The organism is Micromonospora sp. NPDC051300 (genome assembly GCF_044455315.1).
Classification (GTDB): Bacteria; Actinomycetota; Actinomycetes; order Mycobacteriales; family Micromonosporaceae; genus Micromonospora; species Micromonospora robiginosa.
Genome location: NZ_JBITEP010000002.1, coordinates 154,105 through 172,448, shown reverse-complemented (window position 1 = coordinate 172,448; position 18,344 = coordinate 154,105). Strand labels below are relative to the sequence as shown.

At 72.3% G+C, this 18,344-nt stretch carries 20 protein-coding genes; 9 read left to right on the top strand and 11 right to left on the bottom strand.

Annotated elements, in window-relative coordinates:
- Positions 1–75 precede the first annotated feature (75 nt).
- From ACIA5A_RS03890 to ACIA5A_RS03875, 4 genes are all read right to left on the bottom strand, one after another.
- Entirely contained in the window at positions 76–1,707 is a 1,632-nt protein-coding gene (locus ACIA5A_RS03890; RefSeq protein WP_396756134.1) for a cytochrome b N-terminal domain-containing protein, read from the bottom strand.
- Complete coding sequence (locus ACIA5A_RS03885) at positions 1,704–2,792, bottom strand: ubiquinol-cytochrome c reductase iron-sulfur subunit (protein WP_396756132.1); 1,089 nt, start codon at positions 2,790–2,792, stop codon at positions 1,704–1,706. The genes ACIA5A_RS03890 and ACIA5A_RS03885 overlap by 4 nt, the downstream gene beginning before the upstream one ends.
- 67 nt (positions 2,793–2,859) lie before the next feature.
- The gene (locus tag ACIA5A_RS03880) at positions 2,860–3,693 is read right to left on the bottom strand and encodes a c-type cytochrome (RefSeq protein WP_181569599.1); all 834 of its coding nucleotides are present in this window, start codon (positions 3,691–3,693) and stop codon (positions 2,860–2,862) included.
- Positions 3,694–3,765: 72 nt separating this feature from the next.
- Positions 3,766–4,365: a heme-copper oxidase subunit III gene (locus ACIA5A_RS03875; protein ID WP_091059316.1), complete on the bottom strand. Its 600-nt coding sequence runs from the start codon at positions 4,363–4,365 to the stop codon at positions 3,766–3,768.
- Between the two features lie 108 nt (positions 4,366–4,473).
- Between ACIA5A_RS03875 and ACIA5A_RS03870 the strand changes: the two genes are divergently transcribed.
- The 4 genes from ACIA5A_RS03870 (at position 4,474) to ACIA5A_RS03855 (ending at position 7,353) form a co-directional block, all read left to right on the top strand.
- Positions 4,474–5,454, top strand: a complete 981-nt coding sequence (locus ACIA5A_RS03870) for a cytochrome c oxidase assembly protein (RefSeq protein ID WP_396756129.1) — start codon at positions 4,474–4,476, stop codon at positions 5,452–5,454.
- 47 nt (positions 5,455–5,501) lie between these two features.
- Complete coding sequence (locus tag ACIA5A_RS03865; RefSeq protein WP_396756127.1) at positions 5,502–5,900, top strand: hypothetical protein; 399 nt, start codon at positions 5,502–5,504, stop codon at positions 5,898–5,900.
- A gap of 77 nt (positions 5,901–5,977) precedes the next feature.
- Positions 5,978–7,024 carry an anthranilate phosphoribosyltransferase gene (gene trpD / locus ACIA5A_RS03860; protein ID WP_396756125.1) on the top strand — a complete coding sequence of 349 codons (1,047 nt, stop codon included), beginning with the start codon at positions 5,978–5,980 and terminating at the stop codon, positions 7,022–7,024.
- 122 nt (positions 7,025–7,146) lie between these two features.
- Positions 7,147–7,353, top strand: a complete 207-nt coding sequence (locus tag ACIA5A_RS03855; RefSeq protein WP_396756123.1) for a hypothetical protein — start codon at positions 7,147–7,149, stop codon at positions 7,351–7,353.
- Between the two features lie 338 nt (positions 7,354–7,691).
- On the opposite strand, the gene ACIA5A_RS03850 is transcribed toward ACIA5A_RS03855, so the two are convergent.
- Positions 7,692–8,120, bottom strand: a complete 429-nt coding sequence (locus tag ACIA5A_RS03850) for a cytochrome c oxidase subunit 4 (protein WP_396756122.1) — start codon at positions 8,118–8,120, stop codon at positions 7,692–7,694.
- Between the two features lie 11 nt (positions 8,121–8,131).
- A complete protein-coding gene (gene coxB, locus ACIA5A_RS03845) occupies positions 8,132–9,091 on the bottom strand; it encodes a cytochrome c oxidase subunit II (RefSeq protein ID WP_396756121.1) in 960 nt (319 codons plus the stop codon).
- 170 nt (positions 9,092–9,261) lie between these two features.
- On the opposite strand from coxB, the gene ACIA5A_RS03840 reads away from it, so the two are divergent.
- Positions 9,262–10,413 (top strand): cysteine desulfurase family protein, encoded by a 1,152-nt coding sequence (locus ACIA5A_RS03840; protein ID WP_396756119.1) that lies wholly within the window; start codon positions 9,262–9,264, stop codon positions 10,411–10,413.
- Complete coding sequence (locus ACIA5A_RS03835; protein WP_396756117.1) at positions 10,410–10,634, top strand: sulfurtransferase TusA family protein; 225 nt, start codon at positions 10,410–10,412, stop codon at positions 10,632–10,634. Before ACIA5A_RS03840 ends, ACIA5A_RS03835 begins: the two co-directional genes overlap by 4 nt.
- A gap of 85 nt (positions 10,635–10,719) precedes the next feature.
- Here ACIA5A_RS03835 and ACIA5A_RS03830 read toward each other — a convergent pair whose 3' ends face one another.
- The 5 genes from ACIA5A_RS03830 to ACIA5A_RS03810 form a co-directional block, all read right to left on the bottom strand.
- On the bottom strand, positions 10,720–11,253 hold the full coding sequence (locus tag ACIA5A_RS03830; RefSeq protein ID WP_396756115.1) for an AAA family ATPase: 534 nt from the start codon (positions 11,251–11,253) through the stop codon (positions 10,720–10,722).
- Positions 11,250–12,224 carry a carbohydrate kinase family protein gene (locus ACIA5A_RS03825; protein ID WP_396756113.1) on the bottom strand — a complete coding sequence of 325 codons (975 nt, stop codon included), beginning with the start codon at positions 12,222–12,224 and terminating at the stop codon, positions 11,250–11,252. Before ACIA5A_RS03825 ends, ACIA5A_RS03830 begins: the two co-directional genes overlap by 4 nt.
- A gap of 186 nt (positions 12,225–12,410) precedes the next feature.
- The gene (gene erpA, locus ACIA5A_RS03820) at positions 12,411–12,782 is read right to left on the bottom strand and encodes an iron-sulfur cluster insertion protein ErpA (RefSeq protein WP_091059278.1); all 372 of its coding nucleotides are present in this window, start codon (positions 12,780–12,782) and stop codon (positions 12,411–12,413) included.
- Positions 12,783–12,941: 159 nt separating this feature from the next.
- Entirely contained in the window at positions 12,942–13,613 is a 672-nt protein-coding gene (locus ACIA5A_RS03815) for a DUF4232 domain-containing protein (protein ID WP_396756111.1), read from the bottom strand.
- Between the two features lie 100 nt (positions 13,614–13,713).
- Positions 13,714–14,874, bottom strand: a complete 1,161-nt coding sequence (locus ACIA5A_RS03810) for a glycerate kinase (protein WP_396756109.1) — start codon at positions 14,872–14,874, stop codon at positions 13,714–13,716.
- Between the two features lie 43 nt (positions 14,875–14,917).
- Here ACIA5A_RS03810 and nadA point away from each other — a divergent pair, with 43 nt between their 5' ends.
- The 3 genes from nadA to ACIA5A_RS03795 all read left to right on the top strand — a co-directional run bounded on the left by nadA (position 14,918) and on the right by ACIA5A_RS03795 (position 18,340).
- Complete coding sequence (nadA, locus tag ACIA5A_RS03805) at positions 14,918–16,093, top strand: quinolinate synthase NadA (protein ID WP_396756107.1); 1,176 nt, start codon at positions 14,918–14,920, stop codon at positions 16,091–16,093.
- A gap of 213 nt (positions 16,094–16,306) precedes the next feature.
- Positions 16,307–17,662, top strand: a complete 1,356-nt coding sequence (gene murA / locus ACIA5A_RS03800) for a UDP-N-acetylglucosamine 1-carboxyvinyltransferase (RefSeq protein ID WP_181569613.1) — start codon at positions 16,307–16,309, stop codon at positions 17,660–17,662.
- A 69-nt stretch (positions 17,663–17,731) separates the two neighbouring features.
- Positions 17,732–18,340: a DUF3043 domain-containing protein gene (locus ACIA5A_RS03795; protein ID WP_396756104.1), complete on the top strand. Its 609-nt coding sequence runs from the start codon at positions 17,732–17,734 to the stop codon at positions 18,338–18,340.
- The last annotated feature ends 4 nt before the right edge of the window (positions 18,341–18,344 follow it).

Here is an 18,344-nt window from a genome sequence, read left to right as displayed (position 1 = left end):
GGAACGGGCCGGAAACGCCCGTGGCGCCCGCCGGAGGAGTCCGGCGGGCGCCACGGTCAGTCGTACCCGGAGGGGTCAGCGACGGCTGTCGCCGCTGCTGATCTCCTCTCGCTCGGGTCGGGGCTCGACCGGCGGGTGGCCCGGCGAGACCGGCGCCTCGGCCGGCTTCTCGATCGGGTAGAAGAAGCCCCGGATCGCGGGCCCGAGGGCGCCGAGCCGGTTCATCTTCTTCGGCACCACCCAGCCGACGTAGTCGAGCGCCGGCGCGTGGCCGTCGTGCCCGTCGGCCGACGTCAGCGGCTGGTGGACCTCGACGAACCGGCCGTCGGGCAGCCGCTTGATGATGCCGGTCTCCACGCCGTGCGCCAGCACCTCCCGGTCGTGCTGCTGGAGGCCCAGGCACAGCCGGTAGGTGACGTAGTAGGCCAGCGGCGGGATGACCAGCAGACCGACGCGGCCGGCCCAGGTCATCGCGTTCAGGCTGATGTGGAACTTGTCGGCGATCACGTCGTTGCCGCCGGAGAGCGTCAGCACGACGTAGAAGGCGACCGCCATCGCGCCCACCGCGGTCCGGGCCGGCACGTCCCGGGGCCGCTGGAGCAGGTTGTGGTGCTTGTAGTCCTTGAGACGGCGCGCCTCCAGGAACGGGTACATCGTCGACAGGCCCACCAGGATGCCGGGGAGCACGACCGTCGGCCAGAACAGCGGCGGGATGACGTAGCCGTTGCCGATCGGGATGTGGATCTCCCAGCCCGGCATGAGTCGGGTCGAGCCGTCGAGGAACATGACGTACCAGTCGGGCTGGCTGGCCGCGGAGACCACCCACGCCTCGTACGGGCCGAAGTACCAGATCGGGTTGATCTGGAAGAGGCCACCCATCAGCGCGACCACGCCGAAGACGACCATGAAGAAGCCGCCCTGCTTGAGCGCGTAGCGCGGGAACATCCGCTCGCCGACCACGTTGGAGTTGGTCCGGCCGGGGCCGGGCCACTGGGTGTGCTTCTGCTTGAACACCAGGCCCAGGTGCACGCTGATCAGCGCCACCAGCAGACCCGGGATGAGCAGCACGTGGGCGATGAAGAAGCGGCTGATGATGATGGTGCCGGGGAACTCCCCGCCGAAGATCGACGAGCTGACCCAGGAACCGACCACCGGGATCGACAGGATGATGCCGGAGGCGATCCGCAGACCGGTGCCGGACAGGCCGTCGTCCGGCAGCGAGTAGCCGGTGAAGCCGGCCAGGAAGCCGACCCAGAACAGCAGCGAGCCGATGATCCAGTTGGTCTCACGCGGCTTGCGGAACGCGCCGGTGAAGAAGACCCGGAGCATGTGCACCACGATCGCGGCCATGAACAGCAGCGCGGACCAGTGGTGCATCTGCCGCATGATCAGGCCGCCGCGGACGTCGAACGAGATGTCCAGGCTGGAGGCGTACGCGGCCGACATCGGGGTGCCCCGCAACGGCGAGTAGCTGCCGTCGTAGGTCACCTCGGTCATCGCCGGCTCGTAGAAGAAGGTCAGGAACACACCGGTCAGCAGCAGGATCACGAACGAGAACAGCGCGATCTCGCCGAGGAGGAACGACCAGTGGTCGGGGAAGACCTTGTTCAGCAGTTTGCGCAGCGGCGTGGCGACCTGGAAGCGGTCGTCCACCGCCCCGGCGGTCTTGGCCGGCAGCGCGGCCGCATCGAACTTTCGGCGCTTCATGGCCGCTCCCAGAAGTCGGGACCGATGGTCTCGGTGTAGTCGGACCTCGCCACGAAGAAGCCCTCCTCGTCCACCTCGATCGGCAGCTGGGGCAGCGGCCGGTTCGCCGGGCCGAAGATCGGCTTGGCGTTGTCGGTGATGAGGAACTGGGACTGGTGGCAGGGGCAGAGCAGCCGGTTGGTCTGCTGCTCGTAGAGGCTGGCCGGGCAACCGGCGTGCGTGCAGATCTTGGAGAACGCGACGTAGTTGCCCCACATGTAGTCGCCGTGACCCTTGCGCTCGTTGGCGGCGCGCGACTTCTGCGCGTCGTCCTCACGCAGGTGGATCAGCAGGGTCGGCGAGTCGGCGTGCTTGTTGCTGACCCCGCCCTCGATCCCCGGGAACACGGTGAGCTGGCCGCCGACGCTGACGTCCGCCGGGCGGATCGGGCGGCCGTCCTCGCGGATCAGCCGGATCTTCTCGCCGCCCTCGGCCGGGGCGAAGCCGGTGGTGAACATCTGGTTGTTCTTGTGCGGCTGCTCGATCAGGCCGCCGATCAGCGGGGCCGCGGCGACCGCGCCGACCGGCGCCAGGCCGGCGAGCAGCGAGATGCCGAGCAGCGGGCGGCGCTTCACACCCAGCTCGTCGGCCAGGTAGAGCATGGTCTCACCGGTGATCTTGCGATCCTCCGGGTTGTCGACCTGGTCGTGCCGGTCCTGGATCGAGACCTCCTTGGGCAGCAACTTCTTGCCCCAGGTGAGGATGCCGAAGCCGATGCCGAGCAGGGCCAGGCCGAGGGTCACGCCGAGCAGCGGGGTGTAGAGCTTGTCGCCACCGCGACCGGCCTCCCACTGCCACGGCCACCAGATGTAGATCGCCAGGAAGGCGGTGGCGAAGAGGCCGGTCAGCAGGAACATCAGGGCGACCGTGCGGGTCAGCCGGCGCTCGGCCTTGCTGCCCGGGACCACCTGCTCCTCGTAGTGGACGATCTCGATGTCGTCCCGCCGGGCGCCTTCCTGGACGATGTCGAACCGGGAGAGCCGCGGGTCGTTCACGTCGACCGGCTCCCGGCCCTGCTGGGCCTGGTGCTCGGTGTGGGTGCTCATGCCGTCACCTCGCTACGCGTGGCGCCGGTGGCCGGCACCAGGGCAATGATACAGACGTTCGGCCGGGTCACGACTTGCCCGCGATCCACAGGCTCGCGAAGACCAGCGCCACGATGCCGACCAGGAAGATCGCCAGACCCTCGGTCGACGGGCCGTACCGGCCCAGGTTGAAACCGCCCTGGTCCTGGTCGCTCTTCAGGGTCTCCTGGATGTAGGCGATGATGTCCGCCTTCTCCTGGGGGGTGATCTGGTTGTCGCCGAACACCGGCATGTTCTGCGGGCCGCTCAGCATGGCGGCGTAGATCTGCCGGTCGCTCGCCGGCTTGAGGCTCGGCGCGTACTTGCCTGAGGAGAGGGCGCCGCCGCCACCGCCGAACGCGTGGCACTGCGAGCAGTTGATCCGGAACAGCTCACCACCGGTGGACATGTTGGCGCCCTCACGCAGGTTGCCCGAGGGCACCTGCGGGCCGCCGCCGAGCTCCTGGACGTACTGCCCGAGCTGGCGCACCTGCTCGTCGGTGAACACCGGCGGCTTGCGCATGGCCTGGGCCTCCTGCCGGGCCATCGGCATGCGACCGCTGCTGACCTGGAACTCGACCGAGGCCGACCCGACGCCGATCAGGCTCGGGCCCCGACCCTCGACGCCCTGGGCGTTGCGACCGTGACAGGTCACACAGCTCACGTCGAACAGCGCCTTGCCCTCGTTGGCGGCGGCGGTCAACGGCGGGTTGTCCTGCGCCTGCACGCCCGGGGCGAAGACGGTGTAGGCGCCGCCGGCCAGCATCAGCGCGGCGGCCAGCCGGACCGCGGCACCCAGCCGGCGGCGGCCCCTGCTGCGCGCTACGGGCCGCCCGCGCAGCCGCGCGAGCAGACCGCGTCGGCGGTCGTTGTCAGAAGTCATGACCTGTGTCCTTAACCGGTTGGACCTTGTCTCAGGGGACGGAGCAGCGGCGCGGTTCGTGACGCGCCAAGATCACTGAAGCCAGTAGATCATGGCGTACAGCCCGATCCACACGACGTCGACGAAGTGCCAGTAGTAGGACACGACGATCGCCGAGGTCGCCTGGGCCGGGGTGAACCGGCCCATGGTGGTACGGACCATGAAGATGATGAAGGCGATCAGCCCGCCGGTCACGTGCAGACCGTGGAAGCCGGTGGTCAGGTAGAACATCGACCCGTAACCGTCTTCATTGATCTTGACGCCCTCGTGCACCAGGGTCCGGTACTCGTTCGCCTGGCCGAGCACGAAGATCAGACCCATCACGAAGGTGATCGTGAACCACCGGCGCAGGGCGTGGACGTCGCCCTTCTCGGCCGCGAAGACACCGAGCTGGCAGGTCACCGAGGAGAGCACGAGGATCACCGTGAAGGTGGTCGCGTACGGGATGTTGAGGACCTCGGTGTGCTTCTCCCACTGCTCCGGCGCCGCCGCGCGGATCGAGAAGTACATCGCGAACAGCGCCGCGAAGAACATGAGTTCGCTGGAGAGCCAGACGATCGTCCCGACGCTGACCATGTTGGGACGCGTCAGGGAGTGGATCCGGCTCTTGTCAATGGCTGGGGCCGCAGTCACGCGGTCATTATTGCCCTTGACCGGGACCGACGATCAGCGGGGTGGCAAACCCGGGCCCGCAGTGGCCCGATCGTGGTGGTCCGCTTCGCCTGACCTACCCTGAAAAGCGTGCTGCACGTCGATCAGATCCGCGCCGTCACCTCGGTCGTCGCGCCGGCGACCCTGGCGGCGGGGGGCGAGGCCGCCCCGCCGCCGTTCACCGTGGCCCGGGTGCTCACCGAGACCCGGCTGGAAAGCTGGCTCACGCTGGGCCTGGTGCTCGCCGCCGGGCTCTACCTCTACGGGGTGCACCGGCTGCGGCTGCGCGGCGACCGGTGGCCGGCGCTGCGCACGGTGGCGTTCCTCGGCCCCGGCCTCGGCGGCATCGCGCTGGTCACGGTCAGCGGGCTCGGCGCGTACGACACCGCGCTGCTCTCCGTGCACATGGTGCAGCACATGGTGCTGTCGATGGTCGCGCCGATCTTCCTGGCCCTCGGCGCGCCGGTGACGCTGGCCCTGCGCACGCTCCCGGTGCGGCCCCGCAAGCGGCTGCTCGCGGTGGTGCACAGCCGGCTGGCCCGGATCTACAGCTTCCCGCTTGTGGCGTTCGCCATCTTCGTGGCGAACCCGTTCGTGCTCTACTTCAGCAACCTCTACGAGTTCACCCTGCGCCACGAGTGGGCGCACGAGCTGGTGCACGCGCACTTCATCATGACCGGCTGCGTCTTCTTCTGGCCGCTGCTCGGCCTGGACCCGCTGCCCGGCCGCTGGCCGTACCCGGCCCGCGCGCTGCTCATGCTGCTGTCGGTGCCGTTCCACACGGTGCTCGGGCTGACCATCATGCAGAGCACCACGCTGCTCGGCGGCGACTGGTACCCGTCGCTGAACCTGGCCTGGTCCGACCCCCGCAACGACCAGGTGGTCGCCGGCGGCATCCTCTGGGCCGGCGGCGAGTTCGTCAGCGTCACCATGCTTGCCGTGCTGGTGGTGCAGTGGATCAAGCAGTCCGAGCGCGAGGCCCGCCGGCTCGACCGCGAACTCGACCGGCAGGAGGCCCGCGAACGCACCGCCGAGGCGGGCGCCGGGGCCGGTCCCCCGAGCGGAATGTGACGCCCGCTACGATCAGCGGGCAGCTACGAGGTGGGAGCCACGTCACGATGAGCGATCGTCTTTGCACCGTCCTGCTCTACAGCGACGACCCGAAGGTCCGGGACCGGATGCGGCTCGCCGTCGGCACCCGGCCGGCGCCCGGCATCGAGATCGAGTTCGTCGAGGCGTCCGACTACGCCGACTGCGTCCGGCTGGTCGACGACTACGAGATCGACCTGCTGATGCTCGACGGCGAGGCGAGCCCGGGCGGCGGCATCGGCATCGCCCGCCAGATCAAGGACGACCGGGACGACGCGCCGCCGACCTGCGTGGTGCTGGCCCGCGCCGCCGACCGCTGGCTGGCCGCGTACGCCGAGGTCGACGCCACGCTGACCCACCCGCTGGACCCGGTGGCCGCCGGCAGCACCGTCGCCGAGTTGCTGCGCCGCACGCACGCCGCGGCCTGATCCACCCCGCGGCGCCACGGCGACGCGGCCGTGGCGCGCCCCAACCGCTTCACTTCACGCCGCTCGGGAGGCCCGCCATGGGCGAACGGACCTGGCCGCTTCTGCTCAACGCGCTGCTGCGCGGCGAGGAGCTCTCCACCGCCGACACCGCCTGGGCGATGGGCGAGATCATGGCCGGCTCGGCCACCCCGGCGCAGATCGCCGGCTTCGCCGTGGCGCTGCGCACCAAGGGCGAGACGCCGGCCGAGCTGGGCGGCCTGGTCGAGGCGATGCTGACCCGCGCCGTCCCGGTGGAGCTGCCCGAGGACGTCCGCGCCTCCGCGCTCGACGTGGTGGGCACCGGCGGCGACCTCGCCAACACCGTCAACATCTCCACCATGGCGGCGCTCGTGGTCGCCGGGGCCGGCGTCCGGGTGGTCAAGCACGGCAACCGGGCCGCCTCCTCCTCGTGCGGCACCGCGGACGTGTTGGAGCAGCTCGGCGTGCCGCTCGACCTGGCGCCGGAGCAGGTGGCCCGCTGCGTCACCGAGGCCGGCATCGGCTTCTGCTTCGCCGCCCGGTTCCACCCGGGCATGCGCCACACCGGGCCGGTCCGGCGCGAGATCGGCGTACCCACGGCGTTCAACTTCCTCGGCCCGCTGACCAACCCGGCCCGCCCGCGCGCGGGCGCGGTCGGCTGCTTCGACAGGCGGATGGCGCCCGTGATGGCGGCCGTGTTCGCCGCCCGCGGCGACTCGGCGATCGTGGTGCGGGGCGAGGACGGGCTGGACGAGTTCAGCACCGGCGCGCCGACCCGGGTCTGGGTGGCCCAGCAGGGCGCCGTCAGGGAGGCGCTGCTGGACGCGGCGGAGCTCGGGGTACCCCGGGCCACCCTCGCCGACCTGCGGGGCGGAGACGCGGTCTACAACGCCGACGTGGTGCGCCGGCTGCTCGCCGGCGAGACCGGCCCGGTGCGCGACGCCGTGCTGGTGAACGCCGCGGTGGCGCTGGCCACCCAGGGCCCGCTCGACGGCGACCTGCACGAGGCGTTGCGCGCCAACCTGGGCCGGGCCGCCGAGTCGGTCGACTCGGGCTCGGCGGCGGCCACGTTGGACCGCTGGCTGGCGGTCGCCCGCGCCGCCTGACCGGGTGCCTGTCGTACCCGCGTGCCAAACTACAGGGGAGTAATTTTCCCCTTTCGGGCGATGGTTCTGCGGGGCGACGCCTCGCCGGCCACCGCCGGCACCCGGAGCGAGAGGAGACGCCCGTGTCGGATCGCGAGCTCTACTGCGACACCTGCGAGGGCGTCGTGCTGTTCGAGGCGCCGTTCTGCGGCGACGGGCACGGCGCCGACTGCCCCGAGCTGGCCTGCACCGGCTGCGGCGCGGCCGTGCTGGTCGCCACCGTCACGTTCCGCCCGTCGACGCGGTCCCGCCGGCGCGCCCCGCACCCCGCGCGCCGTCACGCGGCCTGACGACCGCATCCCGCAGCGGCCCGCGGCCGACCCTGTCCCCCGTCTCCGTCGACCTCGCTCAGGCACCCACCCCGGATCCCCGCACCGCCCCGCCCCTCCGGCGGCCCACCCCCATGTCGACCAAGGAGTTCGCGTCGGCGCGGAGCGCTCCGCGGGACACCAACTCCTTGATCAACCGAACGGGACACCGTCGATCATGAAGTTGGCGGGGACAAATCGGACGGTTGGTGCCGTCAACTTCATGATCGACTAGGTGAGGAGGGCGGGAGGGGCAGAGGGGGGAACGGCTGCAGGCCCGCGGCCCCGGAGGGGGCGCGGGCCTGCGGCGGAGGTGTGGGTCAGTGCTCGGCGGTGCGGCGGGTGCCGGAGTAGTACTCGAAGAGCAGGCCGCAGGCGGCGAAGATCACTGCCAGCAGGCCCAGGCCCAGCAGCCAGAACTGCCAGAACACGAGCCCCAGGCCGGCGATGGCGGCGGCCAGGGCCAGGCCGAACGGCCAGTAGCTGCCCGGGCTGAAGAAGCCGATCTCACCGGCGCCGTCGGCGATCTCGCCGTCCGCCCGGTCCTCCGGGCGCAGGTCGATCCGGCGGGAGACGAACCAGAAGAAGCCGCCGCACATCGAGCAGAGCAGGAACGACAGCAGCAGCGCCACGGTGCCGATCCACTCGACGTGGCCGCCGCTGTCGGCGTACGTCCAGGCGCCGTAGAGGATCGTCGCGCCGAGCAGGAACGCGGCGATGGTCAGGAAGATCTTCCATTCGGTCTTCATGCCGTACCCCCTCAGCTGCCCGCGTCGGACGGGTTGAAGTTGGCGGTGTTACGCCGCGTGTCGAACGGCTTCGTGGTGGTGGCGTACTCGTCCACGCCGATCGCCTTGAGCGCGTCCTGGGTCGAGCTGCCGCCCTTCTTGGCGGCCAGGAACTGCTCGTACTTCTCCGGCGAGACCACCCGCAGCTCGAAGTTCATGAAGGCGTGGTAGCTGCCGCACAGCTCGGCGCAGCGGCCGACGAACGCGCCCTCGGTGTCGATGCTGGAGACCTCGAAGGTGTTGCGGATGCTGCCCGGCATGACGTCGCGCTTGAACAGCAGCTCCGGCACCCAGAACGAGTGGATGACGTCGCGGCTCTGCTCCTCGAACCGGATCGACCGGCCGCTCGGCAGCACCAGCACCGGGATGACCTCGCTGGTGCCCAGCACCGAGGCGACGGTGTTGGCGTCGCGGCCCTGACCGTCGCGGTAGTTGAACTGCCAGTTCCACTTGAACGCCACGACCTCGACGGTGACGTCCGGGTTCTTCGACTCCTTGTTCACGTCGGTCTGCACGACCGCGGTGTAGTAGAAGAGCACGGAGACGATGAGGATCGGCGCGATGGTGTAGAGGAACTCCATCGGCAGGTTGTAGCGGGTCTGCACCGGCAGCTCGTTGCCGCGCTTGCGGTAGCGGATCACGCACCAGAAGATCAGGCCCCAGACGAACACGCCGACCGCGAGCGCCGCGATGCAGGACGCGATCCACAGGTCGTACATCCGGTGCGACTCGGGCGTGATGCCGCCCTGCGGCCAGCCGAACCCGCCGAACGTCTTGCCGACGTCACAGCCGGTGAGCAGAACCAGCAGCGCCGCTCCGCCGAGACCGAGCCCGGCGAGTCGACCAGCACCACGCCGCCGGCGTCCACCGGCCCCCGGGGAAGCGCTGTGCCGTACGGCCGACGGCCGTACCTCCGAACTCCTTGCGACCACCTGGTCCTGCCTCCCTAGCGCGCCGCGGCGGTTGTTTCCCTGACACCGACGGCAAAGGCGTCACCGACGGTCGCAGATTACTCGACCATGGCGGGCCAGACCGTCTTGGGGTCACTGTCCGCCCCCATCGGGGGGATCTTGGGCGTACCCGAGCGATAGCGTGGAACCTCATGAGCGCCTCCCCGGTCTACCTGGACGCGGCCAGCGCCGCACCGCTGCATCCGGTCGCGCGGCAGGCGATGCTGGCCGCCCTGGACGACGGCTGGGCCGACCCGGCCCGGCTCTACGCGCCGGCCCGCCGGGCCCGCCAACTCCTCGACGCCGCCCGGGAGGCCGCCGCGCAGACGCTCGGCGTCCGCGCCGACGAGCTGTCCTTCACCCCCAGCGGTACGGCCGCAGCGCACGCCGCCGTGCTGGGTGGCCTGGTCGGGCGGCGCCGGGCCGGCACGACGCTCGTGCACTCCGCGATCGAGCACTCGGCGGTGCTGCACGCCGCGCAGCGGCACACCGCCACCGGGGGCGACGCGGTCTCCGTACCCGTGGACCGGCTCGGCCGGCTGGACCTGGACGCCTGGGCGGCGGCGGTGGCCGCCCCCGGCGTGGCGCTGGCCGCGCTGATCGGGGCCAGTCACGAGGTGGGCACGGTGCAGCCGGTGCCGGCCGCCGCGGAGCTGAGCGCCGAGGCGGGCGTGCCGCTGTACGTGGACGCGGCGCAGCTCGTCGGCCGGGCGCCGCTGCCGGCGGGCTGGTCGGTGCTGACCGCGAGCGCGCACAAGTGGGGTGGGCCGCCCGGCGTCGGCCTGCTGGTGGTGCGCAAGGGCACCCGGTGGGAGTCGCCCTACCCGGCCGACGAGCGGGAGTCCGGGCGTACCCCCGGGGTGGTGAACCTGCCGGCGGTGGTGGCGGCGGCGGCGAGCCTGCGCGCGGCGGCGGCCGACGCGGCGGCCGAGGCGGCCCGGCTGGCGCCGCTGGTGGACCGGATCCGGGCCCGGGTGGCGGCGGAGGTGCCGGACGTGGAGGTGGTCGGCGACCCGGTGGACCGGCTCCCCCACCTGGTGACGTTCTCCTGCCTGTACGTCGACGGCGAGGCGCTGCTGCACGCGCTGGACCGGCGCGGCTTCGCGGTCTCCTCCGGCTCGTCGTGCACCTCGTCGACGCTGCGCCCGTCGCACGTGCTGGAGGCGATGGGGGTGCTGTCGCACGGCAACGTGCGGGTGTCGCTGCACCGGGAGACCACCGAGGCGGACGTGGAGCGGTTCCTCGCCGAACTGCCCGGGATCGTCGCGGCCCTGCGTGCCGAGGCGGGGGTGACGGACCTGTGAGCGCGCCGGACGAGGTGCTCGACTGCCGGGGGCAGCGCTGCCCGCTACCGGTGATCAATCTCGCTCGCCGGGTGCCCGGCCTGCCGGCCGGCGCGGTGGTGCGGGTGCTCGCCGACGACCCGGCGGCGGCCGTGGACATCCCGGCCTGGTGCCGGATGCGCGGCCACGAGTTCCTGGCGGCCCACCCCGACGCCGGCCCCGCCTACGACGTGCGGGTGTAAGGCGGGGCCCCTTGTTAACGCCTGCGGTAGAGGAGGGAGCCCTTCTCAACACCGCAGGCAGCGCGGCGACCACCGGCGGCGGCGCTCAGCGCAGGTAGGCGAGGATGCCGGGGAGCGGGTCGAGGGCCACGGCGGTGTCCACCACCAGGCGCGGGCCGATCAGCGGCTCGTACTCGGCACGGCGCACCAGCGTCTGCTCCCAGGTGACGTGCTCGGCGGCCGGTCGGGCCTCGACCCGGCGACGGTGCTCCGCCTCGTCGCCGCAGTGCACCTCGATCACCCGCAACGGCACGCCGGTCCGCTCGGCCAGGTCGTGCCAGAGCCCTCGGGCGCCGGCGACCGGGTTGACCGCGTCGACCACCACGCTCAGCCCGAGGCCGAGCTGCACCTCGGCCAACCCGGCGACCGCGCCGTAGGCGGCCATCCCGGGCACGTCGCCGGTGAGGCCGTAACGGCCCAGCGCCCGTTCGACCGGGTCGACCGGCAGGACCGGGGCGCGCAGCGCGGCGCCGACCCGGACGGCCAGCGTGCTCTTGCCCACGCCGGGCAGCCCGGCGAAGGCGACCAGCACCTGACTGTCCGGGGCGGCACGGTCCACCCCGCCGGCCGGCCCGGTCACAGCAGGTGCGGCCGGACGTCCTCGGCGGCCGCGTCACCGTACGACTCGGCGAGCCGCTTCACGAACAGGTCGCGGCGGACCTCGTACTCCTGGCCGCCGAAGTTCTCCAGCACCAGGGTGGCCAGCAGGCAGCCGACCTGGGCCGCGCGTTCCACCCCGACGCCCCAGTCGAGCGCGGCGAAGAAACCGGCCCGGAAGCCGTCGCCGACGCCTGTCGGGTCGACCGCCTGGATCTCCCGCGCGATCGGCACCCGGATGGTGCCGAGTTCCCGGCCGGCGATCTCCACGCCCTGCTTGCCCAGCGTGGTGACCCGCACCTTCACCCGGTCGAGCAGCTGCTCGTCGGTGAGGCCGGCCTTGCTCTGCAGCAGGGACCTCTCGTACTCGTTGGTCATCAGGTAGTCGGCGCCGTCGACCAGGCCGAGCACGTCGGCGCCGTCCATCCGGGCGAGCTGCTGCGACGGGTCGGCGACGAACGAATAGCTTCGGTCCCGGCACTCGGCGGAGTGCCGGATCATCGCGGCCGGGTCGTTGGCGCTGACCAGCACCAGGTCGAGCCCGCCGAGGCGCTGCGCCACCGGGGCCAGCTCGATGTTGCGCGCCTCGCTCATCGCCCCGGCGTAGAACGAGGCGATCTGGCACATGTCGGTGTCGGTGGTGCAGACGAAGCGTGCCGTGTGCGCGACGTCGCTGACGTGCACCGAGTCGCAGTCGACGCCGTGGCGCTCCAGCCAGGAGCGGTAGTCGGCGAAGTCGGCGCCCACCGCGCCGAGCAGCACCGGCCGCAGCCCGAGCTGGGCCATGCCGAACGCGATGTTGGCGGCCGTGCCGCCGCGCCGGAGCACCAGCTCGTCGACGAGGAAGGACAGCGAGACCTTGTCGAGCTGGTCGGCGATGAGCTGGTCGGCGAAGCGGCCGGGGAAGCTCATCAGGTGGTCGGTCGCGATCGAGCCGGTCACGGCGATCTTCATGTCAACCCTCGTGGTCGGGAGCACGGCGCGGTCAGCCTACCGGTCGTCCCGGTGCTCCGGTCGACGGTCGGTCGCGAACCGGTCGTCCCCCGTCCATCCGGGCGTCACCGGTCAGACGGCACGAAAACGGCGGGACCACCCCGAGGGGTGGTCCCGCCGTCGTCCGTCAGGCGTCGGCCCGTCGACTCAGCTGAACGAGTCGCCGCAGGCGCAGGAGCTGCCGGCGTTCGGGTTGTCGATGGTGAAGCCCTGGGCGTCGATCCGGTCGGCGAAGTCGATCGTGGCGCCGGTCAGGTAGGGGGCGCTCATCCGGTCGACGACGACCTCGACACCGCCGAAGTCGGTGACGACGTCACCGTCGAGCGACCGCTCGTCGAAGAAGAGCTGGTACCGCAGGCCGGAGCAGCCACCCGGCTGCACGGCGACCCGGAGCCGCAGGTCGTCGCGGCCCTCCTGCTCGATCAGGGCCTTGACCTTCTGCGCCGCGACGTCGGTGAGGACGACGGTGCTGGGGGCCTGCGTGGCCTCGGTCGACTCGGTCTGCGCTGGCGTGGTCACGTGGAAGTCTCCCTGCGCGGTATGAGGTCCGGACGTACTGGCCAACGCCGCACGTCCGCCAGTATTCCCGGTGGTCCGTCTCCGATCGTACGCCGCTGCCGGCGTGGCCACCCGGCGGCGTGACGACCGCCCCACCACGTACCCGCCGGTCGGCGCGGGTCAGGCGGCCGGTGGACGCCCGGCCGTGAACGAGTCCACGTCCACGACGCCGCCGCACGCGCGCCACGGCCCCTCGGCGGTCAGGCGACCCGGGTCGCCGGGCGGGCCGACCCACAGCGCCGCGGCGGGCGGCTCGCAGGGCGCGCCCTCGTCGTCGCTCCGGGGCACGTGGCTCAGGGTGACCGCGGTCCACGCCGCGCCGCCCGGCGCCAGCACCACCCGGTGTGCGCCCAGGTGGTGCCGGACCCGCACCGGCAGGGTACGGCCGGCCGGGTCGACCAGGCCGATCGTGGGGAAGCCGGACAGCGCGCATGGCGCGTCGGACCGGTTGGTCAGGACGAGGTAGTCGGTCTCGCTGCCCGCGTGCCCGGAGGAACCGGCCTCGGTCAGCTTGAGATCGCCACGGCGGCAGGCCGCGACCGGGGTCGCGCCGGGCCGGGCCGGCGAGACCTTCGTCGGCGCGGTGGTCGCGCTCGGCGGCGCGGCCGAGGGGGCCGTCGAGGCCGTCGGGGTGGGGGTGGCCACGGCGGTCTGGGTGGCCGTCGGGACCGGCGCGCCGGCCTGCGGCGCCGGTGTGCAGCCCGTCGGGAGGGCCAGCACCAGCGCCCCACCCAGTGCCGCCACCACCTGCTGGCGTCGGTGTCCTCGCCGTGCCTGTCCGCGCCTGGTCATCACGTTCCCCCTCCGTCGTCCGTCTCCACCCCGAGACGCGCGATCAGGGCGGTCGGGTTGCCGGGGCGTCGGGTCGGCTGGACGACTCAGGTGGCCGGGCTCAGCGGCTCCACTGGCCGGCCAGGCGGGCGCCGAGCGCCCGCAACCCCTCGGCGGGACGCCCCATCGCCGCCGCCGCTCCCCCACGCTCCTCGCCGCCGAAGTGCTCCACCAGGCTGTACGCCTCGGTGACGCCCGCCGCGGCGGCCTCCCGCCGCCCGGTGCTCACCCGCCCGGCCAGCACCACGCAGGGCACGCCGCGGTCCCGGGCCGCCCCGGCCACCCCGGCCACCACCTTGCCGCGCAGCGACTGGTGGTCGAACGAGCCCTCGCCGGTGACCACCAGGTCGGCGGCGTCCAGCGCGGCGTCCAGGCCGACCGCCCGGGTGACCAGGCCGATGCCCGACTCGCACCGACCGCCCAACGCCAGCACCGCCGCGCCGAGCCCGCCGGCCGCGCCGCCGCCGGGCAGCGCGCCGAGCCCGGGCGGGCAGCCGGGCAGGCGCTCGGTGAGCACCTCCGCCCAGCGTTCCAGGGCGGCGTCCAGCAGCAGCACGTCCGCCCGGTCGGCACCCTTCTGCGGGCCGAACACGCTGCTCGCGCCGTGCAGCCCGAGCAGCGGATTGTCCACGTCGGTGGCGGCGACGAGCGTCGCCCCGCGCAGCCGGGGGACGCCGTCGAGCGTCGCCACGCCGGCCAGCGCCGCGCCGCCGTACGGCAGGGCCCGGTCGCCGGCGTCGAGGCCGGTGACGCCGAGCGGGACCAGCATGCCGGCGCCGCCGTCGTTGGTGGCCGAGCCGCCCAGCCCGATCACCACGGTCCGGGCGCCCGCCTCGACCGCGGCGGCGACCAGCAGCCCCAGCCCGTACGAGGTGGTGGCCTTCGGGTCGCGTTCGGCGGCGGAGAGCAGGTGCAGGCCGCACGCCTGGGCGCTCTCCAGGTAGGCCACGCCGTCGTCGGTGAGCAGGATCTCACCGGCGGCCGGACGGCCGAGCGGGTCGACGGTGGGCACCGGCAGCCGTCGTCCGCCGAGCGCCTCGGCGAGCACCGCCACGAAGCCCGGTCCGCCGTCGGCGAGCGGCTTCAGCAGCAGGTCGTCGCCAGGCGCGACGGTCCGCCAACCGTCGGCGACCGCGGCGGCCACCTCGGGGGCCGGCAGGGTGCCGGCGAACTTGTCCGGGCAGAGCAGCACGCGCATGCGCAGCAGTGTGGCAGGCCACATCGTGGGCGGCTGCGCGGCGGCCGGGCTGTGGGACCATGGGGGCGTGACTTCGACCTGGGTTGAGCCCTCCAACACCGCCACCGCGCTGCTGCTCCTCGGCCGCGGCAGCGACCCCGCCACCGAGCGTGGCGTGGAGTGTCCGGGTGACCTCCCCGCGCCCAGCGACCCCGATCTGGTGGCCCGCGCGGCCGCGGCGAAGGCCGCGCTCGGCACGAAGGTGTTCGTGCTGGGCCACCACTACCAGCGCGACGAGGTGATCCAGTTCGCCGACGTGACAGGCGACTCGTTCAAGCTGGCCCGGGAGGCGGCGGCCCGCCCGGACGCGGAGTACATCGTCTTCTGCGGCGTGCACTTCATGGCCGAGAGCGCGGACATCCTCACCACCGACGCGCAGAAGGTGATCCTGCCGGACCTGGCGGCCGGCTGCTCGATGGCCGACATGGCGGTGCTGTCGCAGGTCGAGGCCGCCTGGGACGCGTTGACCGACTCGGGTGTCGCGGCGGACACGGTCCCGGTGACCTACATGAACTCGTCCGCCGACATCAAGGGTTTCGTCGGCCGCCACGGCGGCGTGGTCTGCACCTCGTCCAACGCCAAGCGCGCCCTGGACTGGGCGTTCGAGCAGGGCCGCAAGGTGCTGTTCCTGCCCGACCAGCACCTGGGTCGCAACACCGCGGTGCTGGAGATGGGCTTCTCGCTCGACGACTGCGTGCTGTGGGACCCGCACAAGCCGAACGGCGGGCTCACCGCCGAGCAGCTCCGCGACGCGAAGATGATCCTGTGGCGCGGGCACTGCTCGGTGCACGGCCGCTTCACGCTGGAGAGCGTGAACGACGTGCGGGCCCGGGTGCCCGGCGTCAACGTGCTGGTGCACCCGGAGTGCCGCCACGAGGTGGTCACCGCCGCCGACCAGGTGGGCTCCACCGAGTTCATCATCAAGACGATCGAGGCGGCGCCGGCCGGCTCGGCGTGGGCGGTGGGCACCGAGCTGAATCTGGTACGCCGGCTCGCGCTGGCCCACCCGGACAAGCAGATCATGTTCCTCGACCGGGCGGTCTGCTACTGCTCGACGATGAACCGGATCGACCTGCCGCACCTGGTCTGGGCGCTGGAGGAGCTGGTCGCCGGGCGGGTGGTCAACCAGATCACGGTGGATCCGGACACCGCCGGACACGCCCGGGCCGCGCTGGACCAGATGCTCGCCCTGCCCGGAGCTTGATCACGGTCGGTCACCTACCTGGCACGGAAACGCACCGAATCCCCGGTTCGTGCCCTGGCTGGTGATGTGACCGATTCCATTCTCGTCACGGAGGGCTATGCTGCCGGGGCGACGACACACGCGGGCCGGTTTTCCGACGGCCGCGATCCGGGTAGCGATGACGAGTCGCGAGCCCACACCTACACGGCAACACCCAACGCGCTGGAGGTTGCGTTGACCGACGACGTCCTGGTCGTACACGGAGGCACTCCGCTCGAAGGGCGGATCCGCGTGCGCGGCGCGAAGAACCTCGTGTCCAAGGCGATGGTCGCCGCCCTGCTCGGCGACACACCCAGCCGGCTGTTCGACGTGCCACGGATCCGTGACGTCGAGGTGGTCCGCGGGCTGCTCGGCCTGCACGGGGTGAAGGTGACCGACGGCGGCGAGGACGGCGAGCTGGTCTTCGACCCGTCCAACGTCGAGAGCGCCAGCACCGACCAGATCAACGTGCACGCCGGGTCCAGCCGGATCCCGATCCTGTTCTGCGGTCCGCTGCTGCACCGGCTCGGCCACGCGTTCATCCCCGACCTGGGCGGCTGCCACATCGGCCCCCGCCCGATCGACTTCCACCTGCAGGCGCTGCGCGAGTTCGGCGCGACGGTCGACAAGACCCCCGAGGGCCTGCACCTGTCGGCCCCGAACGGGCTGCACGGCACGAAGTTCGCGCTGCCCTACCCGAGCGTCGGCGCGACCGAGCAGGTGCTGCTCACCGCCGTGATGGCCGAGGGCGTCACCGAGCTGCGCAACGCGGCCGTCGAGCCGGAGATCATCGACCTGATCTGCATCCTGCAGAAGATGGGCGCGATCATCAAGGTCCACACCGACCGGGTGATCGAGATCCAGGGCGTCAAGAAGCTGCACGGCTACACCCACCGGCCGATCCCGGACCGGATCGAGGCGGCGAGCTGGGCGGCGGCCGCGCTGGCCACCCGTGGTCACGTCGAGGTGCTCGGCGCGCAGCAGGCCGACATGATGACGTTCCTCAACATCTTCCGCTCCGTCGGCGGCGAGTACGAGGTCACCGACGCCCGCCCGCCGAAGCTCGGCGACCCGGGCCAGGAGGGCGGCATCCGGTTCTGGCACCCGGGCGGCGAGCTGAACGCGGTGGCGTTGGAGACCGACGTGCACCCCGGCTTCATGACCGACTGGCAGCAGCCGCTGGTGGTCGCGCTCACCCAGGCCCGGGGTCTGTCGATCGTCCACGAGACGGTCTACGAGCAGCGGCTCGGCTACACCGAGGCGCTGAACACGATGGGCGCCAACATCCAGGTCTACCGGGACTGCCTCGGTGGCACCCCGTGCCGCTTCGGCCGGCGCAACTTCAAGCACTCGGCGGTGATCGCCGGCCCGAGCAAGCTGCACGCTGCCGACCTGGTCATCCCGGACCTGCGGGCCGGGTTCAGCCACCTCATCGCGGCGCTCGCCGCCGAGGGCACCTCCCGGGTGTACGGCGTGGACCTGATCAACCGCGGCTACGAGGACTTCGAGGCGAAGCTGGCGGACCTCGGCGCGCACGTCGAGCGCCCCTGACCCACCGTTCTCCGAGCCCGGCGCACCGCGATGTGCGCCGGGCTCGCGCGTTTGGCTACCCTTGCCGACGTGCCGTCGCTGTTTCGCCGCAAGCCCGCCGACCTCGTCGAGGATTCCGTCACCACGGTGACGACCGACGAGGAGTCCTCCGCCGCCCGCCCCCGGGGCTACACGCCGAGCAAGAAGGAGCTCGGGGTGACCACCCCGAAGCGTCCGGCCGCCGGTCGCCGGCCGACCGCGCCGGCCCGCGCGCTGACCAAGGAGGAGGCCCGGGAGCAGCGCCGCACGGCGCGCGCCGAGGCGGCCTCCGAGTTCCGCCGCGAGGGCGGCCCGCGGGACCGGGGGCCGGAGCGGCTGCTGGCCCGCAACGTGGTCGACTCCCGGCGGACGATCGGCACCTGGTTCTTCGGCGGCGCGCTGATCGTGCTGGTCGGCTCCAACCAGGCCATGCCGCCGATCGTGCGGCTGCTGTCGAACGTGCTCTGGGGCGCGCTGGCCCTCGGCGTGCTCGTCGACTCGGTGCTGATCAGCCGGAAGATCAAGAAGCTGGTCCGGGCGCGCTTCCCGAAGAGCACCGAGAAGCTCGGTTCGCTCTACTTCTACGCGATCATGCGCTCGATCACGTTCCGCAAGATGCGCGCCCCCGCGCCCCGGGTCGCCATCGGCGAGAAGGTCTGAGTTG